The 16,186-nt window shown below is 60.2% G+C and carries 16 protein-coding genes and 4 tRNA genes; 14 read left to right on the top strand and 6 right to left on the bottom strand.

Annotated elements, in window-relative coordinates; translation table 11 throughout:
* Positions 1 to 5: 5 nt before the first annotated feature.
* From GTP23_RS15515 to GTP23_RS15530, 4 genes are all read right to left on the bottom strand, one after another.
* A complete protein-coding gene (locus GTP23_RS15515; RefSeq protein ID WP_229256114.1) occupies positions 6 to 335 on the bottom strand; it encodes a hypothetical protein in 330 nt (109 codons plus the stop codon).
* Positions 336 to 414: 79 nt separating this feature from the next.
* Complete coding sequence (gene ttcA / locus GTP23_RS15520) at positions 415 to 1,344, bottom strand: tRNA 2-thiocytidine(32) synthetase TtcA (RefSeq protein WP_161035981.1); 930 nt, start codon at positions 1,342 to 1,344, stop codon at positions 415 to 417.
* Positions 1,341 to 1,739, bottom strand: coding sequence for a dihydroneopterin aldolase (locus GTP23_RS15525; RefSeq protein ID WP_161035982.1), 399 nt, complete (start codon positions 1,737 to 1,739; stop codon positions 1,341 to 1,343). The genes ttcA and GTP23_RS15525 overlap by 4 nt, the downstream gene beginning before the upstream one ends.
* 45 nt (positions 1,740 to 1,784) lie before the next feature.
* Positions 1,785 to 2,606, bottom strand: a complete 822-nt coding sequence (locus GTP23_RS15530) for an SDR family oxidoreductase (RefSeq protein ID WP_161035983.1) — start codon at positions 2,604 to 2,606, stop codon at positions 1,785 to 1,787.
* Positions 2,607 to 2,663: 57 nt separating this feature from the next.
* Here GTP23_RS15530 and GTP23_RS15535 point away from each other — a divergent pair, with 57 nt between their 5' ends.
* Together GTP23_RS15535 and GTP23_RS15540 are read left to right on the top strand one after the other, a co-directional pair.
* Complete coding sequence (locus GTP23_RS15535) at positions 2,664 to 3,815, top strand: class I SAM-dependent methyltransferase (RefSeq protein ID WP_161035984.1); 1,152 nt, start codon at positions 2,664 to 2,666, stop codon at positions 3,813 to 3,815.
* A gap of 115 nt (positions 3,816 to 3,930) precedes the next feature.
* Positions 3,931 to 4,947 carry a J domain-containing protein gene (locus tag GTP23_RS15540; protein WP_161035985.1) on the top strand — a complete coding sequence of 339 codons (1,017 nt, stop codon included), beginning with the start codon at positions 3,931 to 3,933 and terminating at the stop codon, positions 4,945 to 4,947.
* Between the two features lie 46 nt (positions 4,948 to 4,993).
* Here the strand turns inward: GTP23_RS15540 and GTP23_RS15545 are convergent, their stop codons facing one another.
* On the bottom strand, positions 4,994 to 5,467 hold the full coding sequence (locus tag GTP23_RS15545) for a chemotaxis protein CheW (protein ID WP_155435393.1): 474 nt from the start codon (positions 5,465 to 5,467) through the stop codon (positions 4,994 to 4,996).
* Positions 5,468 to 5,631: 164 nt separating this feature from the next.
* On the opposite strand from GTP23_RS15545, the gene GTP23_RS15550 reads away from it, so the two are divergent.
* A complete protein-coding gene (locus GTP23_RS15550; protein ID WP_161035986.1) occupies positions 5,632 to 7,212 on the top strand; it encodes a DUF3369 domain-containing protein in 1,581 nt (526 codons plus the stop codon).
* Positions 7,213 to 7,275: 63 nt separating this feature from the next.
* Here the strand turns inward: GTP23_RS15550 and GTP23_RS15555 are convergent, their stop codons facing one another.
* On the bottom strand, positions 7,276 to 10,497 hold the full coding sequence (locus GTP23_RS15555; protein ID WP_229256116.1) for an EAL domain-containing protein: 3,222 nt from the start codon (positions 10,495 to 10,497) through the stop codon (positions 7,276 to 7,278).
* Between the two features lie 243 nt (positions 10,498 to 10,740).
* Between GTP23_RS15555 and GTP23_RS15560 the strand changes: the two genes are divergently transcribed.
* From GTP23_RS15560 to rplL, 11 genes are all read left to right on the top strand, one after another.
* Positions 10,741 to 10,824, top strand: a tRNA-Tyr gene (locus GTP23_RS15560).
* Positions 10,825 to 10,878: 54 nt separating this feature from the next.
* A tRNA-Gly gene (locus GTP23_RS15565) sits at positions 10,879 to 10,952 on the top strand.
* A 46-nt stretch (positions 10,953 to 10,998) separates the two neighbouring features.
* Positions 10,999 to 11,073: transfer RNA gene (locus GTP23_RS15570), tRNA-Thr, on the top strand.
* Positions 11,074 to 11,215: 142 nt separating this feature from the next.
* Complete coding sequence (tuf, locus tag GTP23_RS15575) at positions 11,216 to 12,406, top strand: elongation factor Tu (protein WP_161035988.1); 1,191 nt, start codon at positions 11,216 to 11,218, stop codon at positions 12,404 to 12,406.
* Between the two features lie 64 nt (positions 12,407 to 12,470).
* Positions 12,471 to 12,546, top strand: a tRNA-Trp gene (locus GTP23_RS15580).
* A gap of 36 nt (positions 12,547 to 12,582) precedes the next feature.
* Positions 12,583 to 12,966, top strand: a complete 384-nt coding sequence (gene secE / locus GTP23_RS15585; RefSeq protein ID WP_155436701.1) for a preprotein translocase subunit SecE — start codon at positions 12,583 to 12,585, stop codon at positions 12,964 to 12,966.
* Positions 12,966 to 13,595 (top strand): transcription termination/antitermination protein NusG, encoded by a 630-nt coding sequence (nusG, locus tag GTP23_RS15590; protein ID WP_155436700.1) that lies wholly within the window; start codon positions 12,966 to 12,968, stop codon positions 13,593 to 13,595. The genes secE and nusG overlap by 1 nt, the downstream gene beginning before the upstream one ends.
* 124 nt (positions 13,596 to 13,719) lie before the next feature.
* Positions 13,720 to 14,151, top strand: a complete 432-nt coding sequence (gene rplK, locus GTP23_RS15595; RefSeq protein ID WP_155436699.1) for a 50S ribosomal protein L11 — start codon at positions 13,720 to 13,722, stop codon at positions 14,149 to 14,151.
* A 2-nt stretch (positions 14,152 to 14,153) separates the two neighbouring features.
* Complete coding sequence (rplA, locus tag GTP23_RS15600) at positions 14,154 to 14,849, top strand: 50S ribosomal protein L1 (RefSeq protein WP_155436698.1); 696 nt, start codon at positions 14,154 to 14,156, stop codon at positions 14,847 to 14,849.
* A gap of 254 nt (positions 14,850 to 15,103) precedes the next feature.
* Positions 15,104 to 15,631: a 50S ribosomal protein L10 gene (rplJ, locus tag GTP23_RS15605; RefSeq protein WP_161035989.1), complete on the top strand. Its 528-nt coding sequence runs from the start codon at positions 15,104 to 15,106 to the stop codon at positions 15,629 to 15,631.
* 99 nt (positions 15,632 to 15,730) lie between these two features.
* The gene (rplL, locus tag GTP23_RS15610; RefSeq protein WP_161035990.1) at positions 15,731 to 16,108 is read left to right on the top strand and encodes a 50S ribosomal protein L7/L12; all 378 of its coding nucleotides are present in this window, start codon (positions 15,731 to 15,733) and stop codon (positions 16,106 to 16,108) included.
* The last annotated feature ends 78 nt before the right edge of the window (positions 16,109 to 16,186 follow it).

The following is a 16,186-nucleotide window of genomic DNA, read 5'->3' on the forward strand; positions in this document are numbered from 1 at the left end:
GCCTGCTACAGCGCCGGGGTACCGCCGCTTAGTTTGGCAGTGGCTTCTTCCATCTTCTGTTTGAGTATCTGGGTGACCTTCTGCATGATGGCCGCCTGTTCCTGCGGCGATTTGGTGGCCAGATCCTCGCGCGTCAGCCCCATGCTTTTCAGGATCATGTCGACCATGCGTTCGGTCGACGATTTGCTCATGTACTCGTCCAGCTCCTGTGCTGCGCTAGGCTTGGTGGCCTTTTCCAGCGCGGCCTGAAAACCGCCGTCGCTGCTTTTGCGGCTGGCGGAAAAATTCGCCTGCATTGATGCCTTCAAGGCATCGCTCTGTATTTTGACGTTCATGTGTATTCCTTCTCCCTGAGTAGTGGTGGTGGCGCAGGCTGCTGCGCCACCACGCTGATGCCGGGGGAGCAGGAAGCGCTTACAGGTTGCGCTGCAGGGGAATGATGCCCGGTACGGTGCTCGGCGTCGAGCACGGATCTTCGTCGAACGCGATATCGCCCAGCGGATTGGCCACGCCATCGATCTGCAGATCGGTGAAGCTGAACAGATCGCGGTCCATCAGGTGCGAAGGCACCACGGTCGACAGCGAGGAGTAGATGTTCTCTACCCGGCCCGGATGCTTCTTCTCCCATTCGCGCAGCATACCCTTGATATGCTTGCGCTGCAGGTTTTCCTGCGAGCCGCACAGATTGCACGGGATGATGGGGAAGTTCTTCACTTCCGCGTAGCGTTCGGTGTCCTCTTCCTTCACGTAGGCCATGGGGCGGATCACCATATGCTTGCCATCGTCGGACACCAGCTTGGCCGGCATGCCTTTCAGCTTCCCGCCGAAGAACATATTCAGGAAGAAGGTTTCGAGGATGTCGTCGCGGTGGTGGCCCAGCGCGATCTTGTTGCAGCCCAGTTCATCGGCCACGCGGTACAGGATGCCGCGGCGCAGACGCGAGCACAGCGAGCAGGTGGTTTTGCCTTCCGGGATCAGGCGCTTGACGATGCTGTAGGTATCCTGATTTTCGATGTGGAAGGGGATGCCCAGACTGGTCAGATAGGTCGGCAGCACGTCTTCCGGGAAGCCCGGCTGCTTCTGGTCCAGATTCACGGCCACTACGTCGAAGTGGATGGGTGCACGCTCGCGCAGCGTGAGCAGTATGTCGAGCAGGGCGTAGCTGTCCTTGCCGCCCGACAGGCAGACCATCACTTTATCGCCGTCTTCTATCATGTTGAAGTCGCCGATGGCCTGACCGACCAGACGGCACAGGCGTTTGTGCAGCTTGTTATTCTCCAGCGCGATCTTTTCCGCGGCCTTGGTGCTGACGTTGCTGTCCGGCGTGATGCTGGCGACGCTCATACGCCCTCCTTGATGTTGAAGACTTCCACACCCACGCCTTCGCAGTCGGGATATACATCCGGCTTCATGGTGGAAACGCGGGCGGCGCGCACATGCGGGTGCGCCAGCATGGCCTGGACGATGTCGTCGCACAGGCTTTCCTGCAGCTGGATATGGCCGCGTGCCATCAGCTTGGCGATGGTGTCGCGCATGAAGTCGTAGTCCACCACTTCTTCCAGCTGGTCGTGGGTCGGGGTGGAGACGGCCAGCGGGATGTACAGGTCCACATTGATCAGCAGCCGCTGCTCGCCCTTTTTCTCGAATTCGTACACGCCGATATTGATCAGCACTTCATAGTTGCGCAGGAACAGGCGACGGCAGTCGCTCAGTTGCGGGTGGTACAGGGCGGACAGCATGGGGTATACCTTCTTTCGTTTAAATTATCGGGTCAGCGCGGGCGCTTACTGCGCCAGAAACATCACATCGCGCGGCAGTGGCATCAGGTGCTGGCCACCGTCGACCAGCAGGGTTGTGCCGGTCAGGGCACGGGCCGAAGCAGCGTAGACCACGCTGTCGGCAATATCTTCCGGCGTGCTGGAACGGCCCAGCGGGGTCTGCTGGTGGGCGCTGGCAAAACCGGCTTCGGTCTGGTCGCCCGATAGCATGGTGATGCCGGGTGCCACGCCTACCACCCGCACTTTGGGCGCCAGTTGCTGGGCCAGCATGGTGGTGGCCGTGTGCAGCGCTGCCTTGGACAGGGTGTAGGACAGGAAATCCGGATTGAGATTGTACAGTTTCTGATCCAGCAGGTTGATCACCACCGCCTGCTGGCCGGCGTCAGTGACACCGTGCAGGGCCTGCGCCAGCAGGATGGGGGCGGCCAGATTGGCGTGCATATGGGCGTCCAGCATGCGGATCGAGAAATCGGCTGCGCTGTCATATTCAAACAGGGAAGCGTTGTTGACCACGCAGCGCAGGCTGCCCAGTGCCGTCACGCAGGCCGGCACCAGCGTGCGCACAGCCGCTTCGTCGGCCAGATCGGCCTGCAGCGCCACGGCACGCCGGCCCAGCGCAGTGATTTCATCGACCAGCTGGTGCGCTTCGCCGGCCGAGCTGCGGTAGTGCACGGCAATATCCCAGCCGGCGCGGGCCAGCGCCAGAGCGATCACGCGGCCGATGCGGCGGCCCGCGCCCGTCACGAGGGCGACGGGGGCGGGCGCTGGCGCTACTGCGCCGAATGCGCCGGTCGTAGCCGCTGGCGCGCTGTGTTGTGGCTGATTCATAGCTGTCGTGATGCTTAAAATGGCGGCGCGGCCTGCCGATTCGTTACAATGCCGCCTATGTCCTTACCTGTCCCTACCAGTGACGCGCTGGCCGCGTCCCACGCCCTGCAGCAGCAGATCGCCGCCGAGATTGCGGCCCACGATGGTGCTATTTCCTTCGCCCGCTATATGGAGCTGGCGCTGTACGCCCCCGGTCTGGGGTATTACAGCGGCGGCTCGGCCAAGCTGGGCAAAGATGGCGATTTTACAACTGCGCCCGAGCTCACGCCCCTGTTCGGTGCGGCGCTAGCCCATGCGGCAGCCGCTATTATCGCCCAAACTGCGCCGCAGATCCTCGAATTTGGCGCCGGCACGGGCCAGCTGGCCTACGATGTGCTGAGCGAGATGGCCGTGCTGGGTATTAGCATCGAGCGCTATGTGATCGTCGAACTGTCCGGCGAGCTGCGCGGCCGCCAGCAGGACAAGCTGCGCGCTTTCCCGCAGGTGGAGTGGCTCGATGCCCTGCCCGAGTCTTTCGAAGGGGTGGTGCTGGGTAACGAAGTACTCGATGCCATGCCGGTAGAACTGGTGATCCGCCATCCGGAAGGCTGGCAGGAGCTCAAGGTCACGGTCAAGGATGGCCGCTTCGACTATCTGCCGGTGCCGGCCAGTGCGGCCGTGCTGGCCCAGATCGCCCGCCAGATCCCCGAACATGACAGCCTGCCGGTGGGTTATGTGACGGAAGTGCACAGCGTGGCCTGCGCCTTCATGACCACCCTGAGCCAGATGCTGACGGCCGGACGGGGCGGCGCGGCCCTGCTGTTCGATTACGGCTTCCCCGGCCACGAATACTATTTCTTCCAGCGCGCCACGGGCACGCTGATGTGCCACTACCGCCACCATGCCCATCCGGACCCGTTCTATTATCCGGGCCTGCAGGATATTACGGCCCACGTGGATTTCACTGCCATGGCACTGGCCGCGCAGGATGCCGGCGCAGAAGTACTAGGCTATCTGAATCAAGCGGGCTTCCTGCTTGCGGCCGGCGCCAGCGAATTGCTGTTGCGTACAGACCCGGCCGACAGCCTGCGCTATCTGCCGCAGGCAAGGGCGCTGCAGAAGCTGCTGTCGCCGGCCGAAATGGGAGAATTGTTCAAAGTACTGCTGATTGGTCATGCCGTGAGCCTGCCGGAAACGCTGCTGGCGCAGGACCGCAGTCACCGCCTGTAGACAGAAAAGCACAGTGGCCAGAATTGCAAGGCCTTTCCATGCCAGATCATTGCGTTGCACCACGCTAGATCGGCTATCATGAAGGACGCGCGCTAGCCGGACAATAATTGGAACGATGGCAAAGATACACACTCACTATGACAATCTGAAGGTGTCCCGTATGGCACCGCAGGAGGTCATACGTGCTGCCTACAAGGCACTCAGTCAGAAATACCACCCTGATAAGAATCCGGGTGATGAGAAGGCTGCGCGCATCATGGCCATATTGAACGGGGCGTATAACACCCTGTCCGATCCGCAGCGGCGCAAGGAGCATGACGAGTGGATTGCCGCCGAAGAGTGGGAAATCGAGTGGCTGGAAAGCACCCGCAACGAAGACCAGCGCGGCGGTGACAAGCCGCGCCACGATGCGCCCGAGCGGGCCTGGAGCCCGGAGCCGGTGGATGACTCGCCGCGCCCGTTCCGCCGCAGCGTCTGGCGCTGGTGGGGCGGCATGGCCGCCTGTCTGGTACTGGGCTGGGTGGCCGGTGTGACCATGGTCAACGAGCCGCATCTGCTGTCGAGCGCACTGGCGGCGGCCTGGGGGAACAAGGCCGATAATCCGGAACGGACGGCGCGGGCGGCTGCCCGTGCTGCACCGCGCGATCCCAAGGCGGACATGCGCGATGCCTGGGCTGTAGCCCAGCCGTATTATCCGGAAGCGAATAGCAGCAAGGCGGCGCCCATCAAGGTGCAGGCGCTGTCGCAGGTGCAGCTGCCGAATGCCGCACCCGAATGCGAAGTCGAGCCGCAGTCACTGGTGGCGCCGAATGGCGAACCGTGGCCGGAACAGTCGGGCTATATGACGGGCTTCCCGGTCGCCAACAAGGGCGACGATATGCAGCTGCTGCTGGATAACGGCGCCAATGCGTCGGCCGTGTTCATCAAGATTTACGATACCGAGCGGCACTCGAATGTGCGCTATGCCTATGTGCAGGCGCATGACAAGCTGGTGGTGGATAAGCTGGCCAACGGCAAATACGAAGTGCGCTACCAGAATCTCGATCAGGGCGTTAACCGCAGCGGCTGTGCCGCAAATAGCCGTACGGCGGCGGCCACACCGGCGGCACTGACGCCACCGGTCAGCAACTAGTCCGGCTGCCGCAGGCAGGGCGCACTGGCGCCGGACTGTTGGGGCATTACGCTTCGACGTCGGACAAGCCCATTTCCTCGCTCGCCATCAGACGGTCGATATCGACCAGTATCAGCATACGCTCGTCGATGGTGCCCAGACCTATCATGTACTCATGGCTGAAGGCATTGCCCATGTCGGGCGCCGGTTTCAGCTGCTCCGGCATCAGCGTGGTCACGTCGGATACGGAGTCGACCACCATGCCGACCACGCGGCCGCCGATGTTGAGGATGATGACCACGGTGAACTGGTCATACACGGGTTCGCCCAGATTGAACTTGATGCGCATGTCCACCACCGGGATGATGATGCCGCGCAGATTGATCACGCCTTTGATGAAGGCTGGTGCGTTGGCGATACGCGTCACTGTTTCATAGCCACGGATTTCCTGCACTTTGAGGATATCGATGCCATATTCTTCCGCGCCCAGCGTGAAGGCGAGGAATTCGCGGCCCGTGATATCGCTTGCTGTCTCTTGCATGATGGGGTTCCTTGAACGGTTGTGGGCCGGCGGCAATGCGCGCACGCTGCTGTCACGGCTATCCATAACGGCAGCGTAACAGAGTCGGCCCGCCCTTGCAAAAAGGTTGTCATAGGGGGGGAATCTGTTTATGCTAGAACGACAACGCACCTCTGGAGATGTGTATGACCGATTCCAACGCAGACGACAACTGGCTGATTCAGGAGGATGAGGACGAAGCGCCCGCCGCCGGACAGGAATCGCCAGAACAGCGGCTGTGGCGAGTGCTGATCGTCGACGACGATGTCGATGTCCATGCCGTCACCCGGCTGGCGCTGCGCAATGTCTCTTTCAAAGGACGCGAGCTGGAGCTGTTCTCGGCCTATAGCGGCAAGGAAGCCTACGAATTCCTGCGCACCACGCCCGATATCGCGCTGGTGTTGCTGGACGTGGTGATGGAAACCGATGACGCCGGCCTGCTGCTGGCGCGCCGCATCCGCGAAGAACTGCATAACGGCATCGTGCGGGTGGTGCTGCGCACGGGCCAGCCCGGCCAGGCGCCCGAGCAGCGCGTGATCATCGAATACGATATCAACGACTACAAGGCCAAGACCGAGCTGACCACGCAGAAGCTGTTCACCACCGTGATCTCGGCCTTGCGCGCCTACGAAAGCCTGAATATGCTCGAGCGCAGCCGCATCGGGCTGGGCAAGATACTGGCTGGCGCGACCAATCTCTACCAGATCCATTCGCTGCGCGAATTTGCTTCCGGCGTGCTGAATCAGGTCAGTGCGATTCTTGATGTGGGTGCGGATGGTGTGCTGTGCCTGATGCAGGGCGATACCGGCATGACCACCGTGGTGGCCGCTACCGGCAACTACACCCCGCTCAGCGAGCACGAGCTGATGCCGCACGAGCACCCGCTGTGGCCTACCATCGCCAAGGCTTTTGCGGAGAAGAAGAGCCAGTTCGATCACCCGGCCAATGTGCTGTTCATCCATACCCAGGAAAACCGCGAAGTGGCGATCTCCGTCACGCCGCCCTGGCCGCTGGCGCAGATCCAGCGCGACCTGCTGGAAGTGTTCTGCCAGCGCATTGCGGCAGCCTTCGACAATCTCTATATGTTCGGCCAGCTGCGCAAGGCGCAGGAAGCCACGGTGGTGGCACTGGCCGATCTGGCCGAATTCCGCGATAGCGGCACGGGCGGCCATGTGCGGCGCGTGCAGAATCTGTCGTCGGCGCTGGCCCAGCGCATGGCCGAGCGCGGCGTGTATGCCGACCAGCTGACCCCGCAGCTGCTGGACATGATAGGCCTGGCCAGCATACTGCATGATGTGGGCAAGGTAGCCACGCCCGATCACATCCTGCTCAAGCCGGGCCTGCATACGCCGGACGAACGCAGCCAGATGCAGACCCATGCGGCTGTCGGCAAGTCGATACTGGAGCGGGCCGCGAATATGGTCGATGGCGTCAGCTATCTGACCTATGGCGCCGAGATTGCAGGCGGCCACCACGAGCACTTCGACGGCAATGGCTATCCGAATCAGCTCAAGGGGCAGGACATACCGATATCGGCCCGTATCGTGGCCGTGGTCGATGTGTTCGATTCGCTGCTGCACGAGCGTCCGTACAAGGAGCCCTGGCCGCATACCGAGGTGATGAGCTACATCACCGAACGCGCCGGCAAGCAGTTCGATCCGGAAGTGGTGGCCGCGCTGCTGGACCTGATCGAGCGCGACCCGAATATCGGCCATACGCCGGATTAGACGTGGCCTGATCGCCAGCGAGCCGCTGCCCGTGCAGCGGCTTTTTTTATCGGCTTTGCCTGCTCAGGCGGCGTCGCTGTAGCTGTGCTGCAGCAGGGCTTCGAACTGGGCCAGCGGCACGGCCTGCGACCACAGATAGCCCTGGCCTTCGTCGCACTGTTTGGCGCGCAGGAAGTCGCGCTGGGCTGCCGTTTCCACCCCTTCGCCCACCACGGCCAGACCCAGTGCATGGGCCAGACCGATGGTGGCCGCCACGATCACGGCATCGTCCGGATCGGTTTCGATATCCTTGACGAAGCTGCGGTCGATCTTGATGCGGTCGATCTCGAACAGCTTCAGATAGCTGAGCGAGGAATAGCCGGTGCCGAAATCGTCGATGGCCACGCGGATGCCGCGCGAACGCAGTTCCACCAGCAGGGCGCGGCTGCGTTCCGGATCCTGCATGGCGGCCGATTCGGTAATCTCCAGTTCCAGCCGGGTAGGGTCGATGCCGCTGCTGGCCAGCAGGCTGTCGAGATAGGGCAGCAGGGCCGGGCTGTGGCACTGGCGCGCCGACAGGTTGACGGCCAGCCGCAAGTGCGCCAGTTCGCCACCGCGCCAGCCGGCCAGCAGGGCAAAGGCGCGCTGCAGGACCCACTCGCCCAGACTGACGATCAGGGTCGATTCTTCCGCGATCGGGATGAAGCGGTCCGGCCGTACCAGCCCCAGTTCCGGATGGTGCCAGCGCAGCAGCGCTTCGGCGCCGATGATGCGCTGGCTGACCAGATCCACCTGCGGTTGCAGATACAGTTCGAATTCATTCTGCTCGAGCGCCAGCCACAGGCGGTTTTCCAGCATCAGACGTTCGTGCGTGGCGCGGTTCATCTCGGCCGAGAAGAACTGGAAGTTGCCGCGGCCGCGGCCCTTGGCCGCGTACATGGCGGTGTCGGCATGGCGCAGCAGGGTGCTGGCATCGTTACCGTCATCGGGGAACATGGCCACCCCTACGCTGGCGCCGCTGTGTACGGAGACGCCATGCAGGTGGTAGGGCGCGTTGAGCGCTTCGACGATGCGCACGGCGATGGTGGAGGTGGCGGCCGGGGTCACATCACCGGCCGTGACGACGATGAATTCGTCGCCGCCCAGACGGGCGATGGTATCGACATCGCGCAGCAGCTCCTTCAGGCGCTGGGCCACGGCTACCAGCAGCAGGTCGCCGACCTGGTGGCCGTGGGTGTCATTGATTTTCTTGAAGTGGTCGAGATCGATGAACAGCAGGGCGCAGCGGCCGTTGCTGCGGCGCGTCTGCGCCAGCAGCTGGTCCAGCCGCAGATTCAGCGACAGCCGGTTGGACAGGCCGGTCAGCGTGTCGTGATGGGCCAGATGGTGGATGCGTTCCTGCGCCATCTGCTGTTCCGTCAGATCGTGCAGGATGGTGACGAACAGGTGCTCGTCCGGCAGTTCCACTTCGCTGACCGACATCGCCAGCGGGAACTCGCTGCCGTCGCTGCGCCAGCCGGTCAGTTCGTATTCATGGGTGACGCCGCAGGCTATCATGCGCAGCAAGCCCGGCGCATCGAGCCCGGCTGCTTCGCCCACGCCTATGGGGATCAGCTGGCACAGGGGCAGTGCCGTCATATGGCTGGCGTTGTAGCCGAACAGCCGGCCCGCTGCGGCATTGGCCGACATCAGCACGCCTTCGCTATCGATGGTGAGGATGGCGTCGGCCGCCTTGTTGAGGATAGCCTGCAGGCGCGCTTCGCGTTCGCGCAGGCGCGCCGTGCTGTCTGCCACCTGGGCCTGGATGCGGGCCCGTTCGCCGCTGATCAGCAGCATCAGTGTGCCCAGCAGGCCGGACAGCAGCAGGCCGCAGGTCAGCACGGTCCAGCTTTGCCAGCCGCGCTGCTGCAACAGATAGGCCGGGGTAGGCGCCAGTGTGAGCTGGTAGATGCGGCCACCGAAATGCAGCTGGCGCTGGAAGTCGCCGTCATGGGCGGAGCGCAGCAGGGTGTCGTGGATGACATGGCTGGGGCCGTCGTCATCGCCGTCTTCGAAGCGCAGCAGGAAGTGGGGGAATTCCGAGCGCTTCAGCGTCTGCTCCAGCAGCGTCTGATACTGCATGGCGATCAGCAGGGCGCCGATAGGCTCATGATGCTGCGTGTTGGGGTAGGCCGTCTGCAGCAGCAGCATGCCCGGCACATTGCTGCCCTGTATGGTGGCCAGCGGCGCCGTGGCGGTGGGCTGGCCCGAAGCCAGTGCCCGTTCCATGGCGGCCCGGCGCAGCGGCTCGGTGAGCAGATCGTAACCCAGCAGGACGCGCCGTTCTTTCGGTTCGATATAGGTCGAGACCACATAGTGCTCGGCCCGTTCGGCGCGCACCAGCTGGCCTTGCGCGCCGCGCTGGCGCACTTCGAAATCCGGCGCAATGTGGCTTCGGCCCCACGCTTCGAAAGCGGCCCGTTCGCCATCCTTGATCGGTGTCAGCCAGGCCATCGACAGCAGCTCGGGGCGCTGGTCCAGATAGCCATGCGCGAGCGAAGCGAAATGTTCGTTGTTGAGGCTGCGCTGGGGATCGTTGAGCGCCTTGCCTATGGCATAGATGAAGCGCTCGTGTTCGCTGAACTGTTCCTGCAGCAGGTCGCCCGTCTGCTGTGCTTTCAGGCGGAAAGTCTGCAGCTGCTGGATGTTCTCCCAGCGGTCAGCCTGCAGATAGATGGCGATGAAGGCCGCAGTGGACAGCAGCAGGGGCAGGCCCACCAGCAGGCGCCGGCGCGACCATAGCGCGCGCGGGCGGCCGATCACGATCCAGCTCAGTGGTGCGGCCAGCAGGACGCCGATGGTGTCGCCCATCCACCAGGCCAGCCAGTCGGCCAGCACGGTCTGGGGCTGGACCACGCCCACCAGTGCCTTGCCGCAGACGGACACGGTGCTGCTGATCAGGGTAACGCTGCCGGCCAGCAGGATGAAGCGCACCACGTCGCGGCCGGAAGCGATGGCAGGATCGATGTAGCGGCGGAACAGCTGGCTACCGGCCCAGGCCTGCAGCAGAGCGCCCAGTGCGGCGGCGCTGGCGCCGTGCAAGGCGCTGGCACTGATGCCTTCGGGCGAGAGGGCGGGATAGACCAGATTGATGCTGAGCGAACCTAGCCAGACGGCCGGCAGCAGCCGCATGCCGCCCACCACGACGGCCGCCAGCGCGATACCGGCCGGCAGGAAGATAGGGGCGGCATAGCCCGGGGGCAGGGCTAGTAGCAAGCCCAGCCGGCCAACAATGAAGTAACAGGTCCACAGGACCAGATTGGCCAAAATCGTGCTGTACCAATGACGGGGACGCGGCTTCAACTGCAGGGCTCCGGGGCTCGGGTAGATGAAAGATTGTATAGTAAATTGTTCATCGCAAAAACAACACTTGCACATTTGCATAAGCCTCGTTTACAATTTCGCCCCGAAGCAGACAGTTGATCACAACAGTGCGGCGTAAATAAAAAAACGAACGCAAAACAGGGTTGACAAGTCAAAGTAGTTGCTTCATACTCTGCGGCTCATTGCGGAGGGGTGGCCGAGTGGTTAAAGGCGACAGACTGTAAATCTGTTCTTTCGAGTACGCTGGTTCGAATCCAGCCCCCTCCACCAAGTTTTTGCAAAAAAACTGAGTGATGCAGTAAAAGAAGCTGAATTGAAATCCTCGCGGGTGTAGCTCAATGGTAGAGCAGAAGCCTTCCAAGCTTACGACGAGGGTTCGATTCCCTTCACCCGCTCCAGTTGGTTTGCAGTCTGATGCTCCGGCATCGCAGCAGTATCCCATAAGCCCTTGTAGCTCAGTGGTAGAGCACTCCCTTGGTAAGGGAGAGGCCACGTGTTCAATCCACGTCAAGGGCACCAGAATTCGCAGTATCCCGCAGGTCCGGTCGTTGCACTTGCAGCGGCCAAGGCGCCGAAGGCTGGCGTCACAGAAACTACCCAGTATTATCAAGACAGTCGGGCGTCAGCCCAGGTAATCACACCAAATCGTTAGGAGTCTAAAATGGCAAAAGAGAAATTCGAGCGGACCAAGCCGCACGTTAACGTCGGCACCATCGGCCACGTTGACCACGGCAAGACCACCCTGACCGCTGCAATCGCTACTGTTCTGTCGAAAAAATTCGGCGGCGAAGCTAAAGCATACGACCAGATCGATGCTGCTCCAGAAGAGAAAGCACGTGGTATTACCATTAACACCGCTCACGTCGAGTACGAAACCGCTGGCCGTCACTACGCTCACGTTGACTGCCCAGGCCACGCCGACTACATCAAAAACATGATTACCGGTGCTGCCCAGATGGACGGCGCAATCCTGGTTTGCTCCGCAGCTGACGGCCCAATGCCACAGACCCGCGAGCACATCCTGCTGGCCCGTCAGGTTGGCGTTCCATACATCATCGTGTTCCTGAACAAGTGCGATCTGGTTGACGACGCAGAACTGCTGGAACTGGTTGAAATGGAAGTGCGCGAGCTGCTGTCGAAGTACGACTTCCCAGGCGACGACCTGCCTATCGTTAAAGGTTCGGCACGTATGGCTCTGGACGGCGACACCGGTCCGCTGGGCGAACAGGCTATCATGCAACTGGCCGAAGCACTGGACAGCTACATCCCTACGCCAGAGCGCGCAGTGGACGGCGCCTTCCTGATGCCAGTAGAAGACGTGTTCTCGATCTCGGGTCGCGGTACCGTAGTGACCGGTCGTGTTGAGCGCGGTATCATCAAAGTCGGCGAAGAGATCGAAATCGTCGGTATCAAAGACACCGTGAAAACCACCTGCACCGGCGTGGAAATGTTCCGCAAACTGCTGGATCAAGGTCAGGCAGGCGACAACGTTGGTCTGCTGCTGCGCGGCACCAAGCGTGAAGACGTGGAACGTGGTCAAGTTCTGGCAAAACCAGGCTCGATCAAGCCACACAACCACTTCACCGGCGAGATCTACGTTCTGTCGAAAGATGAAGGCGGCCGTCACACCCCGTTCTTCAACAACTATCGTCCACAGTTCTACTTCCGTACCACCGACGTAACCGGTTCGATCGAGCTGCCAGCCGATAAAGAAATGGTTATGCCAGGCGACAACGTGTCGATCACCGTTAAGCTGATCAACCCGATCGCGATGGAAGAAGGTCTGCGCTTCGCAATCCGCGAAGGTGGCCGTACCGTTGGCGCCGGCGTGGTTGCCAAGATCATCGGCTAAGGATAGGCCGACTACCACCGGACGCGATCCGGTGGTATAATCGATATCCTTTAAAGTTTTACGTAGGGACGTAGCTCAATTGGCAGAGCGTCGGTCTCCAAAACCGAAGGTTGGGGGTTCGATGCCCTCCGTCCCTGCCACCGAATTCTGGTGCAGGGCACCGAAAGTAAAATTACATGTCAAATCAATCCGTGCAGACTGTTAGCACGTCGAATGACAAGATCAAGGTTGCACTGGCGATAGTCGCTGCAATCGCAGGTGTAGTCGGGTTTTACTACCTGGCAGACAAACCAGCTCTGGCACGCGCAGGTGTGCTTGTAGCTGGTTTGGCTATTGCGGCTGTGATCTTGTGGACCTCGACGACTGGCCGTGAATTCCTGAATTTCGCTAAAGAATCCGTTCGCGAAACGAAAAAAGTTGTGTGGCCTAGCCGTCGCGAAGCGACCCAGATCACCGGCATCGTGTTCGTGTTCGTGCTGGTCATGGCGTTGTTCCTGTGGGGCACGGATAAGACTCTCGAATTCCTGTTGTACGACGTCATTCTGGGTATACGAAAATAATGAGCGAAAATGTGCAAGATGAAGCAATGGGCGTCTCCGGCAACGGCGACGCTTCGGCGCAAGAAGCTGGCGCAGCGCGAATCAGCACGCCAGTAAGCAATAAGCGCTGGTATGTTGTACATGCGTATTCCGGCATGGAAAAAAGCGTCCAGCGTGCGCTGGCTGAGCGTGTAGAACGCGCCGGCATGCAGGACCAGTTTGGCCAGATTCTGGTGCCGACCGAAGAAGTGGTCGAAGTCCGCAACGGCCAAAAGTATGTCACCGAACGCCGTTTCTACCCTGGCTATGTGCTGGTAGAGATGGAAATGACTGACGAAACCTGGCACCTGGTGAAAAATACCAGCAAAGTGACCGGCTTCATCGGCGGTAAATCGAACAAGCCGACGCCGATTCCGGCGCGCGAAATCGACAAGATCATGCAGCAGGTGCAGGATGGCGTCGAGAAACCACGGCCGAAAGTGCTGTTCCAGGTGGGCGAAGATGTCCGCATCAAGGACGGCCCGTTCACCGACTTCAACGGCGCCGTCGAGGAAGTCAACTACGAGAAATCGAAAGTGCGTGTCTCGGTTACCATTTTCGGTCGCGCCACTCCAGTCGAACTGGAATTCGGTCAGGTAGAAAAAGTATAAGCAGCACCGTTCGCCAGAACGGGCGACGGTGTAAAAACCTGACAAATCTGGCAAAAGAGGAGCCCCGCCCTGCTGAATGCGCATGGTGGGGCGCTACTACTCATTCCAAAGCATAGGAGCCATCATGGCAAAGAAAATCATTGGTTTTATCAAGCTGCAAGTGCCAGCTGGTAAAGCAAACCCATCCCCACCGATTGGTCCAGCACTGGGTCAGCGCGGTCTGAACATCATGGAATTCTGCAAAGCTTTCAATGCGCAGACCCAAGGTATGGAACCAGGCATGCCGATTCCTGTCGTGATCACCGCGTTCGCTGACAAGTCCTTCACCTTCGTGATGAAGACCCCACCAGCAACCTTCCTGATCAAGAAGCACTCGGGCGTTACCAAAGGTTCGGCCAAGCCACATACCGACAAAGTCGGTAAGCTGACCCGCGCTCAAGCGGAAGAAATCGCTAAATTGAAAACCCCAGATCTGACCGCTGCTGACATGGATGCTGCTGTACGCACCATCGCTGGCTCGGCTCGTTCGATGGGCATCACGGTGGAAGGTCTGTAATCATGGCAAAACTGTCCAAACGCGCTCAAGCTATCAAAGCCAAAGTTGATGGCACCAAATCGTACTCGTTCGACAACGGCGTTGCTCTGATCAAAGAACTGGCTACCGCCAAGTTCAACGAATCGATCGACGTGTCGGTGCAACTGGGTGTTGATCCTAAGAAATCGGACCAGGTAGTGCGTGGTTCCGTCGTGCTGCCAGCTGGCACCGGCAAAACCGTTCGCGTTGCTGTGTTCGCTTCGGGCGACAAAGCCGAGCAAGCTAAAGCTGCTGGCGCTGACGTTGTTGGTATGGAAGATCTGGCCGAGCGCGTCAAAGCCGGCGACATGCCTTTCGATATCGTTATCGCTTCGCCAGACACCATGCGTATCGTTGGTACCCTGGGTCAGATCCTGGGCCCACGCGGTCTGATGCCTAACCCGAAAGTTGGCACCGTGACCCCTGACGTGGCAACCGCTGTGAAGAACGCCAAAGCTGGTCAGGTACAGTACCGTACCGACAAAGCCGGTATCATCCACGCGACCATCGGCCGTAAATCGTTCAGCGATGCAGACCTGAAGAGCAATCTGCTGGCTCTGATCGACGCACTGAACAAAGCTAAACCAGCATCGAGCAAAGGTGTATACCTGCGCAAGGTATCGCTGTCGTCCACCATGGGCGCAGGCGTACGTCTGGACCAGGCTAGCCTGGTAGCCTAAGTAACAAGTTTAAGTCCTCTTGACGCCGTCGTGCGGCAGGGGGCAGTTCTTTGGGCTGGTGCTGCTTCCGGGCAGCATCAGGCAATCAAAGACCGCTGGGCTGGATGCATCAGGTAGGTATCCGGTTAATTGAGTTTCACCCAGCGCAGATGGTGTACCCGATCAAGTTTCGTAGTCCATAGGACTCCTAAACCTCGGACGCCGTTGTTCGAACCGATGGCAGGATTTCCCGCCATCATTTAAGGAGGTTGACCGTGGGTCTCAATCTGAATGACAAAAAGGCCGTCGTCGCCGAAGTTTCCGCAAAAGTAGCAACTGCGCAAACTATCGTCGTGGCCGAATATCGTGGCATCCAGGTTGCTCACTTGACGCAACTTCGTGCTAAAGCGCGCGCACAAGGCGTGTACCTGCGAGTGTTGAAAAACACCCTCGCTCGTCGCTCCGTCGAAGGCACGCAATTCGCTCCTCTGGCCGACAGCATGACCGGTCCGCTGATCTACTCGATCTCGGATGACGCCGTTGCAGCAGCTAAAGTCGTCGCCGACTTTGCTAAAACCAACGACAAACTGGTTATCACGGCTGGTAACTACGCAGGCAAACAGCTGGATAAAGCTGCTGTTGTCGCGCTGGCGAGCATTCCTTCCCGTGAAGTTCTCATTTCGCAGCTGTTGGGCGTTATGCTGGCTCCGGTGTCGGGCTTTGCACGTGGTCTGGCTGCTCTGGCAGCGAAAAAATCCGAAGGCGCTCCTGCTGTTGCAGCAGAAGAAGCCCCAGCAGCGTAATTCATTACGCGCTGGCAGCCTCAGTGTGAGTGCTGCCGGGTTTTTTTCTCAAGTAGCTATCTGATGTATTAACGAATCAAAAAATTATTGGAGTTTCAAATGGCAATTAGCAAAGACGACATCCTGAACGCAGTGAGCGAAATGTCCGTAATGGACCTGAACGAACTGGTTAAAGCTTTCGAAGAAAAATTCGGCGTTTCGGCCGCAGCTATGGCAGCTCCTGCTGCTGGTGGCGCAGCTGGCGGCGCTGCTGCTGCTGAAGAGCAAACCGAGTTCAACCTGGTTCTGAGCGAAGTTGGCGCAAACAAAGTTGGCGTAATTAAAGCAGTTCGCGAAATCACCGGTCTGGGCCTGAAAGAAGCTAAAGATCTGGTTGACGGCGCACCGAAGACCGTTAAAGAAGCTCTGTCGAAAGCTGACGCTGAAGCCGCTAAGAAAAAGCTGGAAGAAGCTGGCGCCAAGGCCGATCTGAAGTAATCAAGTTGTACGGCGGCCGGCAGGGCGCCGGAGTATCATACTCCGGTAAACTGACTGGCCCCACCGAGCCAAAGTTGC

It is taken from the genome of Duganella fentianensis (genome assembly GCF_009857835.1).
In the GTDB taxonomy this organism is placed as follows: domain Bacteria; phylum Pseudomonadota; class Gammaproteobacteria; order Burkholderiales; family Burkholderiaceae_D; genus Rugamonas; species Rugamonas fentianensis.